Raw genomic sequence first — 20,408 nt, 5'->3', positions numbered from 1 at the left:
ACAATGCGGGGGTGTCCTTCGTCTCGGACCTGGTCGGGGCCGGTTCCCGGATCCCGCTCACCCTGCTCGCCGGCCCGGCCGACGCCGTGCCGCTCACCTCCGTGACCGCGGTCGAGGCGCTGGCGCGGCTGCAGCGCGCCCCGGAGGGGGCGCTGGTCGTCGTGACGGGACGGTCGGCCGCGCGGGCCGCCGGATACGAGCTCGACATCGCCGTCCGGACGGCCGCCGAGCGCGGCGTGCCCGCGCTGGTCCTCATCGGCTGCGGAACGCTGCCGATCACCGCGGCCCGGCTGGCCGAGCGGGCCCGCCTGGCCGTGCTCGCGGCCGAGGAGGACTGCGACGTCGCAGAGGTGGTGCTCTACCTCGGCCAGGTCATCCGGGGCGACGCCGCCGACTCGCTCGCCCGCGCGCAGGCGGCGCTGCGCATCGTCCGCGAGGCCGGCGAGCCCACCGGGACCGCCGAGGGCGACCGTGTCGCAGCGCTGCTCGAACGCGTCGGGGCGGTGCTCGGCCGGACGCTGGTGACGACCGACGGGACGGCCGGTCCGGCCGGCGTCGAGCCGATCTGGGTGGCGGGCCGCCGTCAGGGCGGCGTGACGGGACCGCCCGACGACGCCGTGCGGCTGGTGCTGCCCGCCGTGGCCGCCGCGATCGGCCGGCTGCGGCAGCACGCGCTGGAGCGGGCGACCGCGCCCGGCCAGACCCGGTCCGACATCCTCACCGAGCTGATCGTCAGCGAGCGCGCCCAGGCGGGGGCGCTGGCCGACCGCGCCCGCCTGCTCGGCCTCGCCGTGGACGACCTGCACACCGTCATCTGGATGACCCCGGACCGGCCGCCGGGCCCCGACCCCGCCGAGCTCGCGGAACGGCGGCGGCTGTTCGACACCCTCACCCTGCGCACCCACCAGGCCCAACTGCCGTCCGGCGAGTCGTGGAACCTCGCCCGCCTCGCCGCCGACATCGTGCTGGTCGGCACCGCCCGGGCCGAGATCCGCCCGCCGCGCGCCCTGCGGCTGATCGAGGCCGTGCGCGCGGCCGTGGCCGAGGAGCATCCCGGCACGGTGCTGCGCTTCGGGATCGGGACGCCGCAGCGGGGGGTGGAGGGCCTGCGCCAGTCGGCCACGGAGGCCCGCGCCGCGGCGGCCATCGCCGTCCGCTCCGGCGAACTCGTCCACGCCTTCGACGCCGCGGGCATCAACCGGGTGCTCGCCCAGATCGCCGCCTCGCCGCTCAGCCGCCGGGTGGTCGACGACCTGCTGCGGCCCCTCGACGCGCTCGGGCCGGGGCGCTCGGCCGAGGCCATCGCGACGCTGTGCGCCTACCTCGACGCGCGCGGCTCGCTGAAGGCCGCCGCGTCCCGGCTGGCCCTGCACCCCAACGCGGTCAACTACCGGATCAGGAAGATCGTCGAAAGGCTCGGCGCCGACCTGGCCGACCCCGACACCGTCTTCGCCCTGCACCTGGCCTGCCGCGTCCGCCTCCGCGACTGACCCGGCCCGCCGCCGCGCGAAAAGAAAGAACCGCCCTCGCCCCGGAAGTCCGGGACGAGAGCGGCTGCCGATCAGATCTCCGCGGCCTTCGAGGTCGCAGCGATCACTTCTTCTTGGCGGGCTTCATCTGCACCTGGAGGTCGTCGTCCACGACGAGGTCGTAGGTGTCGGCGGTCTCGGGCTGGATGACGCCGTCCGTCACTTCGACGTTGTTGTCCGGGTTGGACATATCGGTGCCTCTTTCATTTGCATCAAATATGAATAATCTCAACAAAAATGAGCAACATGACGGGCCGTGAGGGCCCGCATGATGCACCGTTCGGAGCCCGTCCGAATCGGCGACCGGCCTCTTCGCATCGGGCGCGAAATGTGTGGTTCACCACAGAAGAAGAACCGGCCCCCACCCCGTGAGGGGTGAGGGCCGGTCTGCGTCTCCGCCGCGGCTCCGATCAGGAGCCGCGGCCGTCGTCGTGGATGCCGGCCGGCGGGTCCGCGATCAGAGCGCGGCCCACACGACCTTTCCGCGCGGTGAGGCGGCCTCGCAGCCGTAGTAGGGGGCGACGGTCCGGACGATCGTCAGCCCCTTGCCGACGGACGTCCACTGGATGGTCTGCGGGCTGCTCTGGTCGTAGACCGCGACCCGGATCCGGGTCTCGCCGCGCATGTCGACGGTGCCGACCTCCAGGCGGATGTTGCTGTGCGGCGGCGGGACGTCGCTCGCGTCGGCGAAGTCGACGCCCAGCACGTGCTGGTAGGCGTTGAGCACGAGCTCGTACGCGACCCGCTCCACGTTCTGCGCGTAGACGTACGGGAGCTTCAGCTCCTCCAGCTCGCGGCGCGTCATGAGGGCCGCGCGGTCGGGCCGAACCTGCTCCACCGCGAACAGGAGGTGCTGGAAGGGCGGGAAGAGTCCGTTGTCGAGGATCTCGTACATGAGAGCCCCTTTCTGAGGTGTGGTTTGTATGACCGCGGGGTTCTGAGGCCCCGCGGTAGGGACCGTCCGCGCGCGGCGGCACGGGGCAACCGATGATCTCTGGCGCCGGTCGGAGGCGGTTGCGCCTTCGGTCCGTCTCCGGACGGGTCCTCAGTGTGTTCTACCGTCGGAGTGCCGGGTTGGGCTGTATCGGGCTGATAGCCCGCATCGTGCTTCTCGTGATGATGGGCATCGTGCTGATCATCTGTGTGGCCAACCGTTCCTGGCTGCAGGCGAAGGCCGTCAACGCGATCTACGAGGACCGGCCCCAGATCCACGCCGGGAAGTATTTCAAGGCCGGCGCCACCGCGGTGGAGGACGGTGTCGAGCAGACCGCCGTGATGATCGACGACAAGCCGCACGTCCGCGTGAAGTCGCCGCCCGAAGAGTGGCACGACAACCACAAGGACGCGAAGTGCAAGAACAAGGTGTGCACCGCCCCCGCGACCGCGAAGTCGTTCACCGGCGGCGGCGCGATCGACATCGGCAGCGTGCTCGCCGGGCTGCTGCTGCTCTATTTCATCTGGCTTCTGGTGAATGGCGATGATGATTATGACGACCGATATCATCCTCGCTATGACCGCCGCTATTACCGCCGCTGAGCGCCGCTGACCCACACCGGGCCCTGCGGGGCGCGGACGAAGGTCCGTCCGGGCGGTTAGAGTGCCGGGGGCGGTGCGGATGCCGGATCGGGGCGAGGTCGATGGTCGCGTTCGTGTTGGTGCCGGTCGGGTTCGTCGTCGGCGTCCTCGCGGCGCCGCTGGCGGCGCCGTACGTGGGCGGGGTTCCGCGCCGGAGCCGGGTCCTGGTCGGTCTGCTCACCGCGGCCCTGTTCGGCCTGCTCGGGTGGCGGGCCGGGTTCGAGCCCGTCCTGCCCGCGCTGCTGTACCTCGCGGCCGTGGCCGCGCTCCTGGGTTTCGTCGACGTCGGGGTCAAGCGGCTGCCCGACCGGTTCACCCTTCCCTCCTACGGCGTCGCGGCAGCGCTTCTGGGCGCGGCCGTGCCGTTCACCGAGGACGGCCTGCAACGGCTGGGGCACGCGCTCATCGGCATGGCGGCGCTGTTCGCGGTGTACTTCGCGCAGGCGCTGCTAGTCCCGTCCGGGATCGGCCTGGGGGACGTCAAGCTGTCCGGCGTGCTCGGCCTCTACCTCGGCTGGTTCGGGCGGGACGCGTGGACGATCGGCCTCCTGTCGACCTACCTGCTCGGCGGCCTCGCCGCCGTCGTCATCATGATCGCCCGCCGGTCGCGCAAGGGCGAGTTCCCGTTCGGGCCCTGCATGCTCGCCGGCGCGCTCGCCGCGATCCTGTCCGCCGCCGGCTGAGGTCAGCCGCAGAGCCTGCGCCCTGCCTTGACGCCCCCGCCGATCTTGTTGATGGCGGGCGGCGCGAGGCGCGCCCCCTTCGCTCCGAGCACGAGCCGGACGCCGTCCCGCGGACCGGCCGGGTCCGAGGTGAGCAGCGCGTCCGGGACGTCCCGCGCGAGCGCCGACGCCTGCGCCTCGGCGGCCGGCGCGTAGACCAGGCGGCTCTCCGGTGCCGCGGCGGCCTTCTCGACCTTCTTCGCCACCGCGAACCCGCGCTGCCGGAGCTGGTTCACGACCCGTTCGACCTGCTTGTCCTTGGCGCCCGCGTCGACCACGGTGACGTGCACCTTGCCGGGCGAGGGCGGCGCCGGAGCCGGCCGGGCGGGCTTGGCCGGCTCCGCGGGCAGGTCGTCGTCGTGCCGGACCGCCTCGAACAGCGGCTTCGCGAGCTCCTCGTTCCACTGGACGCGGTTCGGGTCCGGCGCGTATCCCTCCACGGGGACGGTGACGAACCGCACCTGGCCCGCGCTCATCCCCTTCAGCCCGTCCGCCAGCTTCCGCATCCCCGCCAGATCCAGGTCGTCGTCGGTCGTCATCGACTTGGTCGCGGCCTTGAGGAACTTGTACGTCTTCGCCGGATCCTTGAGGACGGACCCGCTGGTGGCCTTGTCGACGACGGCGGCCATGAACTTCTGCTGCCGCTCGATGCGTTCCAGGTCGGAGCCGTCACCGAGCGAGTAGCGCGCACGCACGTAGCCGAGCGCGTCATCGCCCTTGACGGTCTGCTTCCCGGCCTTCAGGTACAGCTCGGCCCTCGGGTCCCTCACGGGCTTGTCGACGCAGATCTCGACGCCGCCCAGAGCGTCCACCATCCGCTTGAACCCTGCGAAGTCCACCTGCACGAAATGGTCGATGTGGATGCCGGTGAGCGACTCCAGCGTCTTCCACGTGCACGTGGGCCCCGCATAGGCGAACGCCGCGTTCAGCATTCCGAACTGCGCCGGGACGGTGCCGCCCTTCTCCTTCTTGCACGACGGCATCTTCACCATCGAGTCGCGCGGAAAGCTGATCCCGACCGCCTGGTCCCGGTTCGGCGAGAGATGCAGCAGGATCGTGGTGTCCGACCGTGCCCCGGCCATCCCCGGCACCGCGTACTCCGAGTTCTCGCCCTCCCTGGTGTCGGACCCGATCAGGAGGATGTTGAGCGACTTGTTCAGCTTCTTCGGCCGGTTCACGCCGAGCTTGTCGCTGACGTGCTTCTGCTCGATCCCGCCTACGAGGTCGTGGTAGAGCCACGCGGCGCCGCCGCCCGCGACGAGCAGCAGCGCGGCCGCGCCGATCGCGATCCACCGCAGCCCCTTCCGCCGCCGGCCGGCCCGCCGGGCCGGGGCCGCGGTACCGGAGGGCGCGGTATCGGAGGGCGCGGATTCATCCGCCTCCTCGCCGGACGCGGCCGGCTCCGCACCGCCGGCCGGTTCTTCGGTGTCCTCGCTCTTTCCGGCCTCCGGGGAGCCGGGGACGGCGTCGCCCGGCGTCTCCGGAGCCGCCGGTGGTCGGCGGGCGGCCTCGTCCCCCGCGAGGTCGTCGCGGCGCGGGTCTTTGTCGCTCATCGGTCCCGTCTCGGGGCGGGCCCTGGGGAGGGCACGTGGTCTGCGTGATCCGTCAGTCTAAGGAGGCCAGCGGCAGGGAAGCCCGTACCTCCTTGTGTTAGATGCGCAGAACGGCCGTTCTGTTGACAGGCGTGCGTAAATCTGGCGTCCCGGGGCGTGTGGTCTTCCGTACGATCGGTGCCGTGAACTCGGGGTGGGTGATCGGCGGGCGGTTCACCATGCTCGACCGGATCGGAGCGGGAGGGACCAGCCGCGTGTGGCGCGCCTACGACCACGCGGAGGGACGGTACTGCGCGGCCAAGCTCGTCCGGCAGCCGGGACCGACGTCGATGCTGCGGGTCGTCCGGGAACGGGCGCTGCGCATGGCGCACCCCCATGTGCTGACCCCCTACGCCTCGTGCATGGCGGACGACGACGTCCTCCTCGCCATGGACCTCGTGCGCGGGGGCTCGCTGGAGACGCTCCTCGGGGACTACGGAAGGCTTCCGCCCGAGTACGCGGCCGAGGTCCTGGACCAGCTGCTGGCCGCGCTGAGCCACATCCACGGCGCCGGGGTCGTCCACAGGGACGTCAAGCCCGCCAACCTGCTGCTGGAGCCGAGTCCGGTCGGGGCGCCGCACGTGCGGCTGGCCGACTTCGGGATCGCGCTGGGGGAGGCCGACCAGCGCTTCACCACCACGGGCTTCGCCGTGGGGACGCCGGGATACCTCGCCCCCGAGGTGCTCGACTGGGACCGGCCCGGCCCGCGCCAGGACCTGTACGCCGCCGGCATGGTCGCCTGGCGGATGCTGACCGGCGCCGGGGACCCCGAGCCGCGCCAGCGGATCGGCGCGCCGCCCCCCGGGGTGCCGCCCCTGCTGTGGGCGGTGGTCGCCCATCTGTGCGCGGCCGACCCGGGGCAGCGTCCCGCCCACGCCGACGCGGGGCGTCGGGCGCTGGCCGCGTGCCGGCTGGAGCTGCGCTTCCCCGTCCGCACGCTGGACGGCGAGCCCCTGCAGATCTTCGACCACCTGGGCCCGCCGCCCGCACCCGCGTGAGCAGGGACGTTCACCGCACGGGGACGTTGGGGATCCGCCCGAAGGGGCCCGCGTCGAAGGTGACGGTTCGGACGGTCGGCGGGGGAGCGGGCACGTAGAAGAAGTCGCGGTTGTCGGTCCCGGGATCGTTCCTGAAGGCCGAGAAGGCGGGGTCGACGTAGGCGCTGCCGTCCTTGCCGAGGCGGACGCCGCGGTAGACGGTCCGCGTGGACGGGTCGGAGACGCGGAGGTGCCCGTCCCCGCCGTCCGCTGCCTGATCCGGTAGGAGATCTCCACCCGGCGGTTCTTCTGGCGGGCCTGCGCGTCGTCGGGGCCGCCCTCCTTGGCGAGGGGCTCGGTCTCGCCCTCGCCTTCGGCCCTGTACTGGTAGGCGATGCCGAGGCGGGCCTGGAACTCCTTGAGGACGGCGTCGGCGCGGCGCTGGGAGAGGGACGTGTTGTAGTCGTGGCCGCCCTTGCCGTCCGTGTGGCCGGTGATGAGGATCGGGGGCTTGGACGGGTCGGCCTTCGCCCTGGTCTCGGCGGCCACCTCGTCCAGGATCGCCTTGGCCTGGGCGGAGAGCGCGGCCTTGTCGAAGGCGAACAGCACGTCGGTGCGCAGGCCGACCTTCTCGAGTAGTGCTCCGGCTCCGTGCCCGGGTTCGTCAGGTAGAAGCGCGGCACCGAGCGGTCGCCGTGCCGCTCCACCTGCCGCATCTCGATCCGCGAGTGGCCGCCGCCCAGCGCCGCCCAGGCGTCCTTGGCCATCGGCCCGGTGTAGGGGCGGGGTTTCTGCGCGGCGGTGCGGCGCGTCGCCGGCGGCTTTCGTGAGGCAGCGGGCAGCGTGCGGGCGTCACCGGGCGGCCGAGATGACCACGCGGCGGTTCTTGGCGCGGCCCTCGGGGTCGTCGGAACCGTCCGGCTTGGTGTTGGGAGAGGCCGGCTTGGTCTCGCCGTAGCCGGTGGCCTTGAGGCGGGACCGGGCGATGCCGCCCTCGGCGGCCAGCCAGTCGACGATGGCCTGCGCGCGGCGCAGGGAGAGGGCCTGGTTGGACGCCGTGTCGCCCTTGGCGTCGGTGTGGCCGTCGACCTGGACGGTCGCGCCGTCCGGGACCTCCTCGCCCAGCGACTTCGCGATCTTGCCCAGCTCGGCCGCCGCGGCGGGCTTGATCTCGGCCTCGCCGAAGTCGAAGAGGACGTCCGCCTCGATGTCGTAGGCGATGCTGTCGTCGCCCTTGATGACCTGGCCGGGCCCGGCCACGTAGGACTTGAGGGACACCCCGGGGACGCTGACGCCGGGGATGTTGACGCCCGGGGCCGTGACGCTGGGCACGGACACCGAAGGCAGGCATTCCCCCTGGTCATTGCAAGTACGCGGACGGTACAGGCCACTGCGATAAGCCGAACTGCGGTACAGCCCGCTGCGGTAGACCCCGGACCGGTAGACCGAGCTGACGTACTCGCCCGTCTTCGACGGCTTGCTCTGGCAGACCTCCGCGCTGGAGACGGCGGGCTGGCTGACCGCCTCGCTCGACACGGCCGCCTGCTCGACCGCCGGTGCGTCGATCCCGCGGGCCTTGACCCCGGGGATCCGCACGGCCGGGATCGTCACGGCCGGGATCGAGGTCCCGGGGATGCTGACCGCCCCGAGGCAGCCGCCCGGGGCGGGCCTGTGCTCGACGCACTGGGCCGGGACCCGCCGGGCGGGGATGTCCACGCCCGGGATCGTGACGGCGGGGATCCTCTGGCCGCCGATCACGGCCTCGGGGATCCGCACCGGGTCGCTGTGCACGGCCGGGATCTCGACCGCCGCGATCAGCCGGCCGCCGCCGGGGCAGCTCGACGGCTCCGGAGTGGGCGTCGCGGCGGGCGTCGCCGGGGCGCCGCCCGTCCGGTCGTGCCCGCCCCCGGCTCGCTCGGGTCGCCCGTCGCCTCCGCACGCGGCCAGGCACAGACCCGCCGCCAGGACGACGGCGAGTGCCCGCGGCGCCCGCCGCCCGATGTCGTCCCTCCGGACCATCGTCAGCTCTTTTCGTAGGTGATCTCTACTCGGCGGTTCTTGGCGCGGCCGGCGGGGTCGTCCTTGCCGCCCTGCTCGTTGGGGGCGACGGGCTTGGTCTCGCCGTAGCCCTTGGCCTCGATCCGGGGGCTCGTCCCGGTCAGGGCGTTCGCGAGTTCGGACTTGACCGCTTCGGCGCGCTGCTCGGACAGCGAGAGGTTGTAGGCGGGGTCGCCGATGGAGTCGGAGTGCCCCGCCACCTGGACGGCGCCCCGGGCGCCGCGGAGGCGGGGAGCCAGCTCGGCGATGCGGCGGCGGGCGGTGGCGGTGAGCGTCGCCTTGCCGAAGTCGAACAGGACGTCCGCCGAGATCCGGACGGTGACCTGCCCCCCGTCGCCTTCTTCCTCCTCCAGGGGGATGACCGCCTCCCGCAGGTCGATGCCGTGCACGGAAGTGCCGGCGTCGATGGACAGGACGCTCTGGGACCGGTTCGGTTCCGGCACTCCGGGGTCGGCCCCGGCGACGGCCGGGACGGCGAGCACGAGGGCCAGGGTGCTCGCGAGGACGGCCGGGCGGCGCACGCGGCTCACCGCTGCACCGGGACGTCGCGGAACGTGGGCCACGTGCCGATCTGCACGTCGACGGTCTTCACGTTCTCGGGCGGGGCGGCGAACGTGAAGTAGAAGGGGGTGGTCTGCCCGTTGGTCATGTGCGTGAAGATCTCGTCGGTCTGGAGCTCCTTGCCGGCGGAGTCCTTCACCACGACGTACCGCTTGAGGTTGACCGCGTCGATCAGCGAGGTGCCGAGGCCGTGCTCCCCGTTGAGGCGGTAGGCGTTGAGGCGGACCGTGTCCCCGACGGGGACGTGCGGGGTGAGCTGGGCGGTGAGGGTGGCGAGCTGTCCCTTGGCCTTGAGGCCCATGAGGGCGATGTCGATCTTGGCGCCCTGCGCCATGGGGCTGTCGAAGGTGCCCTTCACCAACGGCTTGGAGACGTCGTCGAAGCTCGCCTTGCCGAGGGAGCCCTCGGCCTTCCTGCCTCCCGACGGGGACGAGGGCGAGGACGAGGACGAGGACGAGGACCCGCCCGTCCCCGGCAGGTCGCAGCCGGCCAGGCCGCCGGTGAGGAGCAGAGCCGTCGCGGTGGCGGCGGTCAGGCGATGTGCCAGGCCCATCGTCGTTCCCTTTCGATCTGTCACATATGCAAATGCTGTTTTCCGTGGCACCATGACGTCGTGCGCCGCAGTTTCATGTGCGGTCGTGAATCTAGCGTTTGCATCTGTGAATCGTCAAGGGGGGCGGAGAGGTGAGCGTCGCCGAGGACACGATCGTCCGGAACCGCGCGCTGCAGACCGAGTGGTACGGCGAGCCGCTCGGCGAGCGCGTCCGGCCGCTGCTCGACCGCCTCGGGATGTCGCAGTCGGGGCTCGCCGGCGTGCTCGGGCTGTCGGCGCCGATGCTCTCCCAGCTCATGTCGGGCCAGCGCGCCAAGATCAGCAACCCGGCCGTCCTGCACCGGCTGATGGCCGTCGAGGACCTCGTCGCCGGGCCCGGCTTCGACGCGCTGGGCGCCGCCGGGATCCAGGCGCGCCTGGAGGAGATCAAGGCGGACTCGGCGGCCACCACGTCGGGGATGCGCGGCACGGTCTCCGGGCGCGTTCGCGTCGGCCCCGCGCCGGCGGGCCCCGAGGGCGCGGCGGAGCGTGCGGGCGGGCGCGCCGCGGCCGAGCCGGCGCGGCTCGTCCAGGCCCTGCTGCGCGAGGTGGCGTCCGCCGCCGAGATCGAGGCGGCCGCCGGGCTGATCGCCGGCCGCTTCCCCGACCTCGCCGAGGTGCTGCGGGTGTACGGGGCCGGCCGCACGAGCGAGGCCGAGGCGCACTTCGCCCGGACCGTGCTGAAGGAGCCGGCGGCGGAGGACGGACGAGGCGACCGCGCGGTCATGCCGTAGCGGTCTCGTCTCGATTCAATTTGATCATAACGACTGGTTATGGCTTCCGGGGGCCGCGAAAGGGCTTTGAGCGGGCTAAAGTCTGTGGTCAGGGTCACATGCGGGTGTGCCTGTTATGTATGTCACAGCTCCTGGCGGGTGGCGTAGGGTCGCTCCACTGGAAGCGCACACGAGGCGTCACCGCCCGCATGCGGCACGGTCTCCGGCCGCCGCGCGCGGCCCGGCCGGGGGCGCCCCGCCGCCGGCCAGGGCGCGGACGGCCGCATGGTGCGCGCGGACCGTGGTACGGGGACACGACGACCCGAGCTCAGGAGAGCGATCGATGACCACTGTGGAGGCGCCGGCCAAGTCGCGCGCCCAGATCAAGGAACGCACCCTCCGCAAGGACAACTGGCGCCTGTATCCGGTCACGACCTTCGTGATCTTCACGGCATGGGTGGTGTACGCGACCGTCCGCGCCTTCTGGGGCTCGGCCTTCTACGTGCCGCAGTACCACTACCTGACGCCGTTCTACTCCCCGTGCCTGAACGAGATCTGCAACAACGTCACGGTGGACGGCCACACGGGCGACGCGGCGGAGTTCGGCACCTTCCTGCCGGCGGCCACTCGCGGCTGGATCCCCTTCGCGGCGATCTCGCTGCCGTTCCTGCTGCTGTTCCGGCTGACGTGCTACTACTACCGCAAGGCGTACTACCGCTCGTTCTGGGCGTCGCCGTCCGCGTGCGCCGTCCGCGAACCGCACGGCAAGTACACCGGTGAACGCCGCTTCCCCCTGATCGGCCAGAACCTGCACCGGTACTTCTGGCTCGCCGCCTTCGCCATCTCCCTCATCAACACCTGGGACGCGGTCCGCGCCTTCCACGGCAAGGACGGGGGGTTCGGCATCGGGCTCGGCACGGTCATCCTGGTCGCGAACGTGGTCCTGCTGTGGCTGTACACGCTGTCGTGCCACTCGTGCCGGCACATCGTGGGCGGCCGGCTGAAGAACTTCTCCAAGCACCCCTTCCGCTACCGGATGTGGGGCTGGGTCTCCAAGATCAACCAGCGCCACGGGATGTACGCCCTGATCACCCTGGGCTCGCTGGTGGCGGCGGACCTGTACGTCGCGCTGGTCGCCAGCGGCACCATCTCCGACCTGCGCATCTTCAACTGAGGCCAAGGAATCATGACTGAGATCGAGAGGCACCTCTACGACGTCGTGGTGATCGGCGCGGGCGGCGCCGGGCTGCGCGCGGCGATCGAGGCGCGCCTCCAGGGCAAGAAGACCGCGATCATCTCCAAGTCGCTGTTCGGCAAGGCCCACACGGTGATGGCCGAGGGCGGCGCCGCCGCGGCGATGGGCAACGTCAACGCCAACGACAACTGGATGGTCCACTTCCGCGACACCATGCGCGGCGGCAAGTTCATGAACAGCTGGCGGATGGCGGAGCTGCACGCCAAGGAGGCCCCGGAGCGCATCTGGGAGCTGGAGCTGTGGGGCGCGCTGTTCGACCGCACCAAGGACGGCAAGATCAGCCAGCGGAACTTCGGCGGGCACGAGTACCCGCGGCTGGCGCATGTCGGCGACCGGACGGGCCTGGAGCTGATCCGCACCGCCCAGCAGAAGATCGTCGCCCTCCAGCAGGAGGACCACGCCGAGCACGGCGACTATGAGGCCAAGCTGAAGGTCTGGGCCGAGACGACGGTCACGCGGCTGCTGAAGGACGACGACGGCAAGGTCTGCGGCGCGTTCGGCTACGTCCGGGAGACCGGGAAGTTCGTCGTGTTCGAGGCGCCCGCGGTGGTGCTGGCGACCGGCGGCATCGGCAAGGCGTTCAAGGTCACGTCCAACTCCTGGGAGTACACCGGGGACGGGCACGCGCTGGCCCTGCTCGCGGGCGGATCGCTGCTGAACATGGAGTTCGTCCAGTTCCACCCCACGGGGATGGTCTGGCCGCCGTCGGTCAAGGGCATCCTCGTGACGGAGTCGGTGCGCGGCGACCGCGGCGTCCTGCGCAACTCCGAGGGCAAGCGGTTCATGTTCGACTACATCCCCGAGGTCTTCAAGAACCAGTACGCGACCACCGAGGAAGAGGGCGACCGCTGGTACGACGACCCCGACAACAACAAGCGCCCGCCCGAGCTGCTGCCGCGCGACGAGGTGGCGCGCGCGATCAACTCCGAGGTCAAGGCGGGACGGGGATCGCCGCACGGCGGGGTCTTCCTCACCGTCGTCGACCGGATGCCGGGCGGCGCCGCCGAGATCGTCAAGCGGCTGCCCTCGATGTACCACCAGTTCAAGGAGCTGGCGGACGTCGACATCACCAAGGAGCCGATGGAGGTCGGCCCGACCTGCCACTACGTGATGGGCGGGGTGGAGGTCGACCCCGACACCGGCGCGGCCAAGGTGCCCGGCCTGTTCGCGGCGGGCGAGGTCTCCGGCGGCATGCACGGCTCGAACCGGCTCGGCGGCAACTCGCTGTCGGACCTGCTGGTGTTCGGCCGCCGGGCGGGGCTCGGAGCGTCGGAGTACGTGGACGCCCTTCCCGCGCGTCCCGCCGTCCCCGACGCCGAGATCGAGGCGGCGACGGCCGAGGCGATGGCCCCGTTCGAGCGGGAGGGCGGCGAGAACCCCTACGCCGTCCACGCCGAGCTCCAGCAGACGATGAACGAGCTGGTCGGCATCATCCGCAAGGAGGAGGAGCTGCAGCAGGCGATCGCGTCGCTCGGCAAGCTCCGTGAGCGGGTCGCCAACGTCAGCGTCGACCCCGTCGCGGTCGGCGACGGGCGCGGCTACCACCCGGGCTGGCACCTCGCGCTGGACCTGCGCAACATGCTGCTGGTGTCCGAGGCGGTCGCGAAGGCGGCGCTGGAGCGCCAGGAGAGCCGCGGCGGCCACACCCGCGACGACTACCCGGGCATGTCCGCGGAGTGGCGGAAGATCAACCTGGTCTGCTCGCTGGCCGGCGACCCGTCCTCCCCGCACGTCGAGCTGAGGCGCCAGCCGCTGACGCCGATGCGGACGGACCTGCTCGAACTGTTCGACAACGACGAGCTGAAGAAGTACCTGACCGCCGAGGAGCTGCCGACGCCCCCCGCCGGGCAGGCCCCCGCCGGCGAGGAGAAGGACGCGCCGGAGCCGGACGCGGCCGCCGCCGACGCCGCGGAGAACGAGGAGGACGGCCGATGAGCTACGAGGCGAAGTTCAAGGTCTGGCGCGGCGACGACGGCGCGGGCGAGCTCACCGACTACACCGTCGAGGTGAACGAGGGCGAGGTCGTCCTCGACATCATCCACCGGCTGCAGGCCACGCAGGCGCCCGACCTCGCCGTCCGGTGGAACTGCAAGGCCGGCAAGTGCGGGTCGTGCTCCGCGGAGGTCAACGGCATGCCGCGGCTGCTGTGCATGACCCGGATGTCGACCTTCGACCCGGAGGAGACGATCACCGTCACCCCGGTCCGCACGTTCCCGGTGATCCGCGACCTGGTCACGGACGTGTCGTACAACTACCAGAAGGCCCGGGAGGTCCCCTCGTTCGACCCGGGGGACGCCAAGCCGGGCGAGCTGCGCATGCAGCAGGTGGACGTCGAGCGCTCGCAGGAGTTCCGCAAGTGCATCGAGTGCTTCCTGTGCCAGAACGTCTGCCACGTCATCCGTGACCACGAGGAGAACAAGCCCGAGTACGCGGGCCCGCGCTACCTCATGCGGATCGCGGAGCTGGAGATGCACCCGGCGGACCAGGCCGACCGCCGCAACATCGCGCAGGACGACCACGGTCTCGGCTTCTGCAACATCACCAAGTGCTGCACCGAGGTCTGCCCGGAGCACATCAAGATCACCGACAACGCGCTGATCCCGATGAAGGAGCGTGTCGTCGGCCGCAGGTACGACCCGCTGGTGTGGCTCGGCAGCAAGCTCGGCATCGTGCGCAAGGGCGAGGACACCCCGTCCGCCTGACCTGCCCGCCCGGCCTGCCCGGCTTTTCGCGAACGTCCCCCGCCGCCCCGCGCGCCGGGGGACGTTCGCGTCTTTCCGCCGCTTCCCGTCACGGGACGCCGTTCTGGCAGGCGGCGCTCCGTGGCCCGGCGGGCGGCGTGCCCCCGGCCCGCCGCCCGCCGTTCCGCCGTTCCCCGTGAACGTCGTGGACGCCTGGACGACCACCGGCCGTGCACGCCGTGTCCAACACTGGCGCACCCTCGAATGTTCGAGTAGGGATAAGTGCACACAACGCGTGATTGAACCGTGATTCTTTCCCGGGAGGCGGGAACGCTCCAGGCCCCTTAGCGTTGTGGGCATGAGCGTCCTCGAAGGTTCGTTCCTCGGCGATCTCACCCCGGCGGAACGCGAGGAGCTGGCGGCCCGCGGCCGCGTCCGCGAGTTCGACCGGGGAGAGGCCCTCTTCGCCGAGGGGGAGGATCCCGGCTGGGTGGCGATCCTGCTGCAGGGCCGGGTCAAGGCGTGCGCCTACCGGGAGGACGGCGGCCAGACCGTCCTGGCGGTGCGCGGCCCGGGGGCGCTGCTCGGCGAGGTCGGCGCGATCGACGGGCTGCCCCGGTCGGCGACGGTCACGGCGCTCGAACCGGTGCGGGCGCTCGCGGTCACGGCCGACGAGTTCATGATGTTCCTGCAGGCCCACGGCCGCGTCTCCGTGCTCATCATGCGGATGCTGTGCCATCGCTGGCGCGACGCCGACCGCAAGCGCGTCGAGTTCGGCATGTTCGACGCGACGGGACGGGTGGCGCAGCGCCTCGTGGAGCTGGCGGAGCGTTTCGGCGTGCCCTACGAGCGCCGGACGGACGCGGCGGGCAGCGACAGCGTCCAGATCACGCTGAACCTGTCGCAGGAGGAGCTGGCGGGCTGGGTGGGCGCGTCCCGCGAGGCGGTCAGCAAGGCCCTGCGCACGCTGCGCAGGCACGGCTGGATAGAGACGGGTCGCCGGCGCCTCATCGTCCACGACCTCCAGGCTTTACGCCGCCACGCGCGCTAACCCGGTGCGCCCGGAGGGCCCGCAACGGCGACCCGTACCCTGTGCAGGGTGCAGTTGCAGCAGCTCGCCTACTTCGTCGCGGTCGCCGAGGTACGCCACTTCACGCAGGCCGCCGAGCTGCTGCGCGTCGCGCAGCCTTCGCTGTCCAAGCAGATCCGCGCGCTGGAGAACGAGCTGAACGTGTCGCTGTTCAGCCGCGCGCGGGGCAACATCACTCTGACTCCCGCCGGTGAGGCGCTGCTCCCGCTGGCGAAACGCATACTGGCCGATGTCGACACGGCCCGCCTGGAAGTGCAGGAGCTGGTCGGCCTCAAGCGCGGGCGGGTACGGCTCGGCGCGACGCCGTCCCTGTGCGCAGGCCTTCTGGCGGACGTCCTGCGCCGTTTCCACGACACCTACCCCGGGATCCAGCTCCTCGTCGAGGAGGGCGGCTCGCGGGACCTCGTCCGGGAGCTGACGCGCGGCTCGCTGGACATGGCCCTGGTCATCCTCCCCCTGCACGGCGACCCGCCCCTGGACACCACGCCGATCCTGCGCGAGTACCTGGTGGTGGCCTCCCCGGCGGGGCCCGAGCCGGGCGCCCCGGACCGCTCCCCGAAGGCCGCGCCGCTCCCGCGCCGCTCGTACCTGCGCATCGAGGACCTGCAGAACCGCCCGCTGGTGATGTTCCGTTCCGGATACGACCTGCGCGAGGCGACGATCAGCGCGTGCAGGGCCGCCGGGTTCGAGCCGAGGTTCGCGGTCGAGGGCGGCGAGATGGACGCCGTCCTGCGTTTCGTGGAGGTCGGGCTCGGCATCGCGGTCGTCCCCAGCATGGTGCTGGCCGGACGCCCCGGCCTGCGCGGGACCCCGCTCGTCCTGGCGGACGAGGAGGCGCGCCGCGGCCGCCACGGCCCGGGCCTGCTCCGCACCATCGCGCTCGCGCACCGCAAGGACGTCGAGCTCACCCACGCCGCCCGGGCGTTCCAGGAGACTCTGCAGACGTTCCTCGTGGAGGCCGCCCTGGCCGGCAGCCTCCCCGCCGGCGTCGAGACTCTGGTCAACGCCTAGTCCGCCAGGCGGGTGTCAGCCTTGCTGGAGGGTCAGGTAGTCGGCGGGGACGAGGTGGGGCGGGTTGGCGGCCTGGGTGGCGCCGGGTTCGATGATGCGGAACATGTCGAACAGGACGATCGGCACCTCGCGGCCCAGGATCTTCTGGACGAGGCCCGTGGAATGCAGGTGGCGCGCGGCGTCGATGCAGAGGTCGTCGAAGTGGGCGCAGAGTTTCTCGTCCTGCTCCTCTTCCGCGTCGTCGTCGCCGGGCTCGTACCAGAGGCCGAGGCGCTTCACCTCCTCCAGGTAGAGGGCGCCGCCTTCGGGGTCGGCGGGGTGGTGGCCCGCCGGGGCTGACTCCTCCAGCAGCATGTAGGCGTAGCTCCACCGCACCTCCAGCGGGTCCGCGGAGGAGCCTTCGAGGTTCTGCCGGACGTTGCTCTCGGTGTTGTAGCCGATCGCCATGTACGGGTCGTAGGGGTAGTCCCAGAGTTCGTTGACGGTCGAGAACTCGCCGTGCGAGATCCGGAGCGAGATGACGTAGATGTCGGGGCGGAGGGCCTCGGGGAACGCGTGCAGGGAGTCCTCGGCGGCCCGGCGCATGTGCTGCTGGAGGGTCATCCCTTCATGATCGCGGATCGAGGGAGCGCAGGCGCGCGAGGACGCCGGCGGTGTGCGGGGTCTGGAGGTCCTCGAAGATGGCGAGGGCGCGCAGCCAGCAGTCGCGGGCGGCGTCCGGGCGGGACATCTGCATGTGGGCGCGGCCGAGGTTGTAGAGGGTCTCGCCCTGGCCGGAGCGGTCGCCGAACTCGCGGAAGACGTCCAGCGCCTTCTCGTAGTGGACGATGGCGGTGTGCAGGCGGCGCAGGCCGTGGTGGGCGTAGCCGAGGCCGTGCAGGGTCCAGCCGAGGGTCCGCCCGTCGGCCTCCAGCGCGATGCCGTGGGCCTGCTCGAAGTGGTCGAGGGACGAGCCGAAGTCGGAGAGCCCGGCGTAGGCGTAGCCGAGGGCCGTCAGGGCGCGCCCGGTGTTGCGGCGGTCGCCCACCGCGGCGGCCAGCAGCACCGACCGGCGGTGGTGGGCGACGGCCTCGCGGTACCGCTGGAGGCGGCGGCAGGCGTAGCCGAGCCCGTGCAGGGCCCATGCCTCGCCCCGGACGTCGCCGAGCCGGGAGAACACCTCGCACGCCGTGGTGAACAGCTCGGCGGACTCTTGGAAACGCCACCGGTTCTGGCTGGCGTAGCCGAGGCCGCCGAGCACGTAGGCGATGCCGCGCTCGTCGCCGAGGAGGCGCGCGGACGCCAGGCCGCTGCGCAGCGCCTCGCTCCAGTCGGTCCGGGGGCCGCGGAGGAAGAAGAACGCCCACAGGGCGAGGGGGAGCCGCCAGGCGATGTCGTGGTGGCCTTCGGCCGCGGCGGCGCGGGCGGCGGCGACGAGGTTGAGCCGCTCGGTCTCGCACCAGTGCCGGGCCTCGTCGGCGGTGGCGAACCGGAGGGCGCGGCGCGGTCCGTCCGGCAGCGGCGGGGCGGTGATGCGGTCGGGGCAGAGCAGGCGGCGCGCGTTGTCGGCGGTGCCGAGATACCAGCCGAGGAGGCGGCGGACGGCGGCCGAGCGCTCCTGCGGCGCGAGCCCCGAGCCGGGGTCTGGGTCGGGCACGCCGTACCGGCCCTCGGCGCGTTCCACCACGCCGAGGTCGCCGAGCAGGAGCCGCGCCTCGGCGTCGGGGACGTCCATGAGGGCGGCCGCGGCGGGGACGGAGATCTCCGCGCCGGGGTGCAGGGCGAGCAGCCGGAGGGCGCGGGCGGTGTCCTCTTGCGGCCAGGTGTCCGGCGGCCGCATCCAGGCCCGCTCCCGGAGCTCCTTGACCGCGACCTGCGCGGGACGGAAGGCGGCCGCGCGGCACGCGGGGTTCTGCCGCACGACCTCCTCGAAGAACCAGCCGGAGGTGATCAGCGCGAGGACGCCGGGGGAGGTGCGCAGCGCGTCCCTGAGGGGGTCGGCGGCCAGCAGCCGGAACGCCGTGTTGATCGCGGTTCCGGCGACGCCGTGGTCGTCGTGGTGGATCTCGCCGGCGTGCACGGCGACGCGGACCCTGATGCGGGCGTCCGGCGGGGCGCCGCCGTTGTGCCGCTCCAGCAGGGCGGCCAGCCGCGCCGGGAACCGGCCGGCCACCCGTTCCTTCGGCACGTCCGGCCGGATGAGGATCATGGCCCCGTCGCCCCGGTCCTCGCAGTAGCAGGAGGCCGCGGGCACGCCGGACTCGTCGAGGGCCCGCCGCAGGGCGCGGTATAAGCCCGCGCGGACGGCGAGCTGGTCCCCGTTCGTGCGGCGCCCGTAGCCCTCGACGTCCAGGCACAGGATCGTCCGGTGCACCGCCGGGCCGGCGCCGCCTGCACAGTGCATTAGCTCGTGCATATGCACCCCCTCATGCATGTGCGGCGCATGTTACGGCAAGATCAGCACCTGTCGAAGCGCTTGAGCGGACCGGCCGGCGGCCGGATCAGGCGGTCAGGAGATCCTTGAGCAGCCGGGCGCGGACGGCGTCGTCGCCGTCCCGCGGCGGATGCCAGGGGCAGGCGACGTCCAGGGCGGCCACGCGGCCGGTGGCCATGATCCGGCGGACGGACGCGACGACCGCGTCAAGGGACGGCCCGCCGCCGACGGGGAACTTCAGCCCGGGCAGCTCCGCGGCGTCGATGACGTCCACGTCGATGTGCAGCAGCAGGGGCCCCGGAGGCAGCTCGACGTCGTCGACCGGGCAGCGCCCCACCTGCGAGGACGCGAGGAACTCCGCCTCGGCCGGGTCGAGGTCGCGGGCGTCCACCAGGACGGCGCGCTCCTCCGGCAGCGTGCGCAGGCCCAGCCGGTCGGGCAGGAGCGCGGCGTCGGCGCCGAGGATCTGCCGGAGCGGCATCCCGCCGATGTAGCCGGACGTCGAGCTGTCCACCGTGTGGACGTCGCCGTGCGCGTCGAACCACACCACGGAGGCGTCCACCCCGGCCTTCTGCACGCCCGCGAGGACGGCCTCGGCGGTCAGGCAGTCGCCCGACACCACGCGCGGCATCGAACCGCCGTCGATCTGGCGGGCGACCTCGTCGACGACCGGCGCGAACAGCGCCGCGACGCGCTGCCACACGTCGCCGCCGGGGAGCTCCGGCGTGACGGCGACGACGTCGAGGCCGGAGAGGGGGAAGGACGCGCCGGGGAGGCGTTCGTCCTGGTGGTAGGGCAGGAGTGTGACCGTCATGCGGACACATTAGAACGGTCCCGCCCGGTACTCCGGGCGGGACCGAGAACAAGGGGTGCCCGCGGGCGCCTTCTACCGCTTCTTCCCTCCGGCGGTCGCCTTCAGGTAGTCGTGGTTCAGCCGTCCGATGACGTCCAGCGGAATGCCCTTCGGGCACGCGACGGTGCACTCGCCGGTGTTGGTGCAGCCGCCGAAGCCCTCCTCGTCATGGGTGTCCAGCATGGACACGACGCGGTCCCAGCGCTCGGGCTGGCCCTGCGGCATCAGGCCGAGGTGGGTGACCTTGGCGCCGAGGAACAGGGCGGCCGAGCCGTTCGGGCAGGCCGCGACGCAGGCGCCGCAGCCGATGCACTCGGCGGCCTCGAACGCCCGGTCGGCGTCGGGCTTCGGGACGGGCGTCGCGTGCGCCTCGGGGGCGGTGCCGGTCGGCGCGGTGATGTAGCCGCCCGCCTGGATCATCCGGTCGAACGCCGACCGGTCGACGACCAGGTCCTTGACGACCGGGAACGCCTTGGCCCGCCACGGCTCGACGTCGATGACCTCGCCGTCCTTGAACTTGCGCATGTGGAGCTGGCACGTGGTGGTGGCGCGCTCCGGGCCGTGCGGGGTGCCGTTGATGACCAGCGAGCACATGCCGCAGATGCCCTCGCGGCAGTCGTGGTCGAACGCGACCGGCTCCTCGCCGGACGCGATGAGCTTCTCGTTGAGGACGTCCAGCATCTCCAGGAACGAGGCGTCGGGGGAGACGTCGTCGAGCTTGTACTCGACCATCCCGCCCTTGTCCTGCGGGCCGCTCTGGCGCCAGACGCGCAGTGTGAGCTTCAT

Annotated in this window: 20 protein-coding genes and 1 pseudogene; 10 read left to right on the top strand and 11 right to left on the bottom strand. The window is 72.1% G+C overall.

Features of this window, described 5'->3' with window-relative positions; translation table 11 throughout:
- Nucleotides 1-11 precede the first annotated feature (11 nt).
- Nucleotides 12-1,490: a helix-turn-helix domain-containing protein gene (locus AB0C84_RS19590; RefSeq protein WP_361067969.1), complete on the top strand. Its 1,479-nt coding sequence runs from the start codon at nt 12-14 to the stop codon at nt 1,488-1,490.
- Between the two features lie 103 nt (nt 1,491-1,593).
- Here the strand turns inward: AB0C84_RS19590 and AB0C84_RS19585 are convergent, their stop codons facing one another.
- Nucleotides 1,594-1,719, bottom strand: a complete 126-nt coding sequence (locus tag AB0C84_RS19585; RefSeq protein ID WP_361067966.1) for a hypothetical protein — start codon at nt 1,717-1,719, stop codon at nt 1,594-1,596.
- A gap of 267 nt (nt 1,720-1,986) precedes the next feature.
- Nucleotides 1,987-2,424, bottom strand: a complete 438-nt coding sequence (locus AB0C84_RS19580; RefSeq protein ID WP_361067963.1) for a hypothetical protein — start codon at nt 2,422-2,424, stop codon at nt 1,987-1,989.
- A 218-nt stretch (nt 2,425-2,642) separates the two neighbouring features.
- Here AB0C84_RS19580 and AB0C84_RS19575 point away from each other — a divergent pair, with 218 nt between their 5' ends.
- The gene (locus tag AB0C84_RS19575; RefSeq protein WP_361067960.1) at nt 2,643-3,065 is read left to right on the top strand and encodes a hypothetical protein; all 423 of its coding nucleotides are present in this window, start codon (nt 2,643-2,645) and stop codon (nt 3,063-3,065) included.
- Between the two features lie 113 nt (nt 3,066-3,178).
- Nucleotides 3,179-3,787 (top strand): A24 family peptidase, encoded by a 609-nt coding sequence (locus AB0C84_RS19570; RefSeq protein WP_361067957.1) that lies wholly within the window; start codon nt 3,179-3,181, stop codon nt 3,785-3,787.
- Between the two features lie 2 nt (nt 3,788-3,789).
- Here the strand turns inward: AB0C84_RS19570 and AB0C84_RS19565 are convergent, their stop codons facing one another.
- On the bottom strand, nt 3,790-5,379 hold the full coding sequence (locus tag AB0C84_RS19565; RefSeq protein WP_361067954.1) for an LCP family protein: 1,590 nt from the start codon (nt 5,377-5,379) through the stop codon (nt 3,790-3,792).
- A 182-nt stretch (nt 5,380-5,561) separates the two neighbouring features.
- Here AB0C84_RS19565 and AB0C84_RS19560 point away from each other — a divergent pair, with 182 nt between their 5' ends.
- Nucleotides 5,562-6,416 (top strand): serine/threonine-protein kinase, encoded by an 855-nt coding sequence (locus tag AB0C84_RS19560; RefSeq protein ID WP_258941343.1) that lies wholly within the window; start codon nt 5,562-5,564, stop codon nt 6,414-6,416.
- 306 nt (nt 6,417-6,722) lie between these two features.
- On the opposite strand, the pseudogene AB0C84_RS19555 reads toward AB0C84_RS19560, so the two are convergent.
- From AB0C84_RS19555 to AB0C84_RS19540, 4 genes and pseudogenes are all read right to left on the bottom strand, one after another.
- Nucleotides 6,723-7,004 (bottom strand): annotated as a pseudogene (locus AB0C84_RS19555) (OmpA family protein); the annotation flags it as partial.
- A 243-nt stretch (nt 7,005-7,247) separates the two neighbouring features.
- The gene (locus AB0C84_RS19550; RefSeq protein WP_361067950.1) at nt 7,248-8,414 is read right to left on the bottom strand and encodes an OmpA family protein; all 1,167 of its coding nucleotides are present in this window, start codon (nt 8,412-8,414) and stop codon (nt 7,248-7,250) included.
- A gap of 2 nt (nt 8,415-8,416) precedes the next feature.
- Entirely contained in the window at nt 8,417-8,983 is a 567-nt protein-coding gene (locus AB0C84_RS19545; protein WP_361067947.1) for an OmpA family protein, read from the bottom strand.
- Nucleotides 8,980-9,567: a hypothetical protein gene (locus AB0C84_RS19540; RefSeq protein WP_361067944.1), complete on the bottom strand. Its 588-nt coding sequence runs from the start codon at nt 9,565-9,567 to the stop codon at nt 8,980-8,982. The genes AB0C84_RS19545 and AB0C84_RS19540 overlap by 4 nt, the downstream gene beginning before the upstream one ends.
- Before the next feature lie 131 nt (nt 9,568-9,698).
- Between AB0C84_RS19540 and AB0C84_RS19535 the strand changes: the two genes are divergently transcribed.
- The 6 genes from AB0C84_RS19535 (at nt 9,699) to AB0C84_RS19510 (ending at nt 16,356) form a co-directional block, all read left to right on the top strand.
- Nucleotides 9,699-10,340 (top strand): helix-turn-helix domain-containing protein, encoded by a 642-nt coding sequence (locus AB0C84_RS19535; protein ID WP_361067941.1) that lies wholly within the window; start codon nt 9,699-9,701, stop codon nt 10,338-10,340.
- 322 nt (nt 10,341-10,662) lie between these two features.
- The gene (locus AB0C84_RS19530) at nt 10,663-11,493 is read left to right on the top strand and encodes a hypothetical protein (protein WP_179843873.1); all 831 of its coding nucleotides are present in this window, start codon (nt 10,663-10,665) and stop codon (nt 11,491-11,493) included.
- 12 nt (nt 11,494-11,505) lie between these two features.
- On the top strand, nt 11,506-13,509 hold the full coding sequence (locus AB0C84_RS19525; RefSeq protein ID WP_258941337.1) for a fumarate reductase/succinate dehydrogenase flavoprotein subunit: 2,004 nt from the start codon (nt 11,506-11,508) through the stop codon (nt 13,507-13,509).
- Nucleotides 13,506-14,276 (top strand): succinate dehydrogenase/fumarate reductase iron-sulfur subunit, encoded by a 771-nt coding sequence (locus AB0C84_RS19520; RefSeq protein WP_179843871.1) that lies wholly within the window; start codon nt 13,506-13,508, stop codon nt 14,274-14,276. The genes AB0C84_RS19525 and AB0C84_RS19520 overlap by 4 nt, the downstream gene beginning before the upstream one ends.
- A 337-nt stretch (nt 14,277-14,613) precedes the next feature.
- Nucleotides 14,614-15,306, top strand: coding sequence for a Crp/Fnr family transcriptional regulator (locus AB0C84_RS19515; protein ID WP_361067936.1), 693 nt, complete (start codon nt 14,614-14,616; stop codon nt 15,304-15,306).
- A gap of 48 nt (nt 15,307-15,354) precedes the next feature.
- Nucleotides 15,355-16,356 (top strand): LysR family transcriptional regulator, encoded by a 1,002-nt coding sequence (locus tag AB0C84_RS19510; RefSeq protein ID WP_361067933.1) that lies wholly within the window; start codon nt 15,355-15,357, stop codon nt 16,354-16,356.
- Nucleotides 16,357-16,371: 15 nt separating this feature from the next.
- On the opposite strand, the gene AB0C84_RS19505 is transcribed toward AB0C84_RS19510, so the two are convergent.
- The 4 genes from AB0C84_RS19505 to AB0C84_RS19490 form a co-directional block, all read right to left on the bottom strand.
- Complete coding sequence (locus AB0C84_RS19505; RefSeq protein WP_361067930.1) at nt 16,372-16,959, bottom strand: hypothetical protein; 588 nt, start codon at nt 16,957-16,959, stop codon at nt 16,372-16,374.
- Nucleotides 16,960-16,963: 4 nt separating this feature from the next.
- Nucleotides 16,964-18,751, bottom strand: coding sequence for a tetratricopeptide repeat protein (locus AB0C84_RS19500; RefSeq protein ID WP_361067927.1), 1,788 nt, complete (start codon nt 18,749-18,751; stop codon nt 16,964-16,966).
- A gap of 85 nt (nt 18,752-18,836) precedes the next feature.
- Nucleotides 18,837-19,583: an arginase family protein gene (locus AB0C84_RS19495; RefSeq protein WP_361067924.1), complete on the bottom strand. Its 747-nt coding sequence runs from the start codon at nt 19,581-19,583 to the stop codon at nt 18,837-18,839.
- A gap of 72 nt (nt 19,584-19,655) precedes the next feature.
- Complete coding sequence (locus AB0C84_RS19490; RefSeq protein WP_179843866.1) at nt 19,656-20,408, bottom strand: succinate dehydrogenase/fumarate reductase iron-sulfur subunit; 753 nt, start codon at nt 20,406-20,408, stop codon at nt 19,656-19,658.

The sequence above is a fragment of the Actinomadura sp. NPDC048955 genome (assembly GCF_040649435.1).
GTDB classification, from domain to species: Bacteria; Actinomycetota; Actinomycetes; order Streptosporangiales; family Streptosporangiaceae; genus Spirillospora; species Spirillospora luteofluorescens.
Note: the sequence above shows the minus strand (reverse complement) of the source record. Positions and strands in the feature narration are given on the sequence as shown.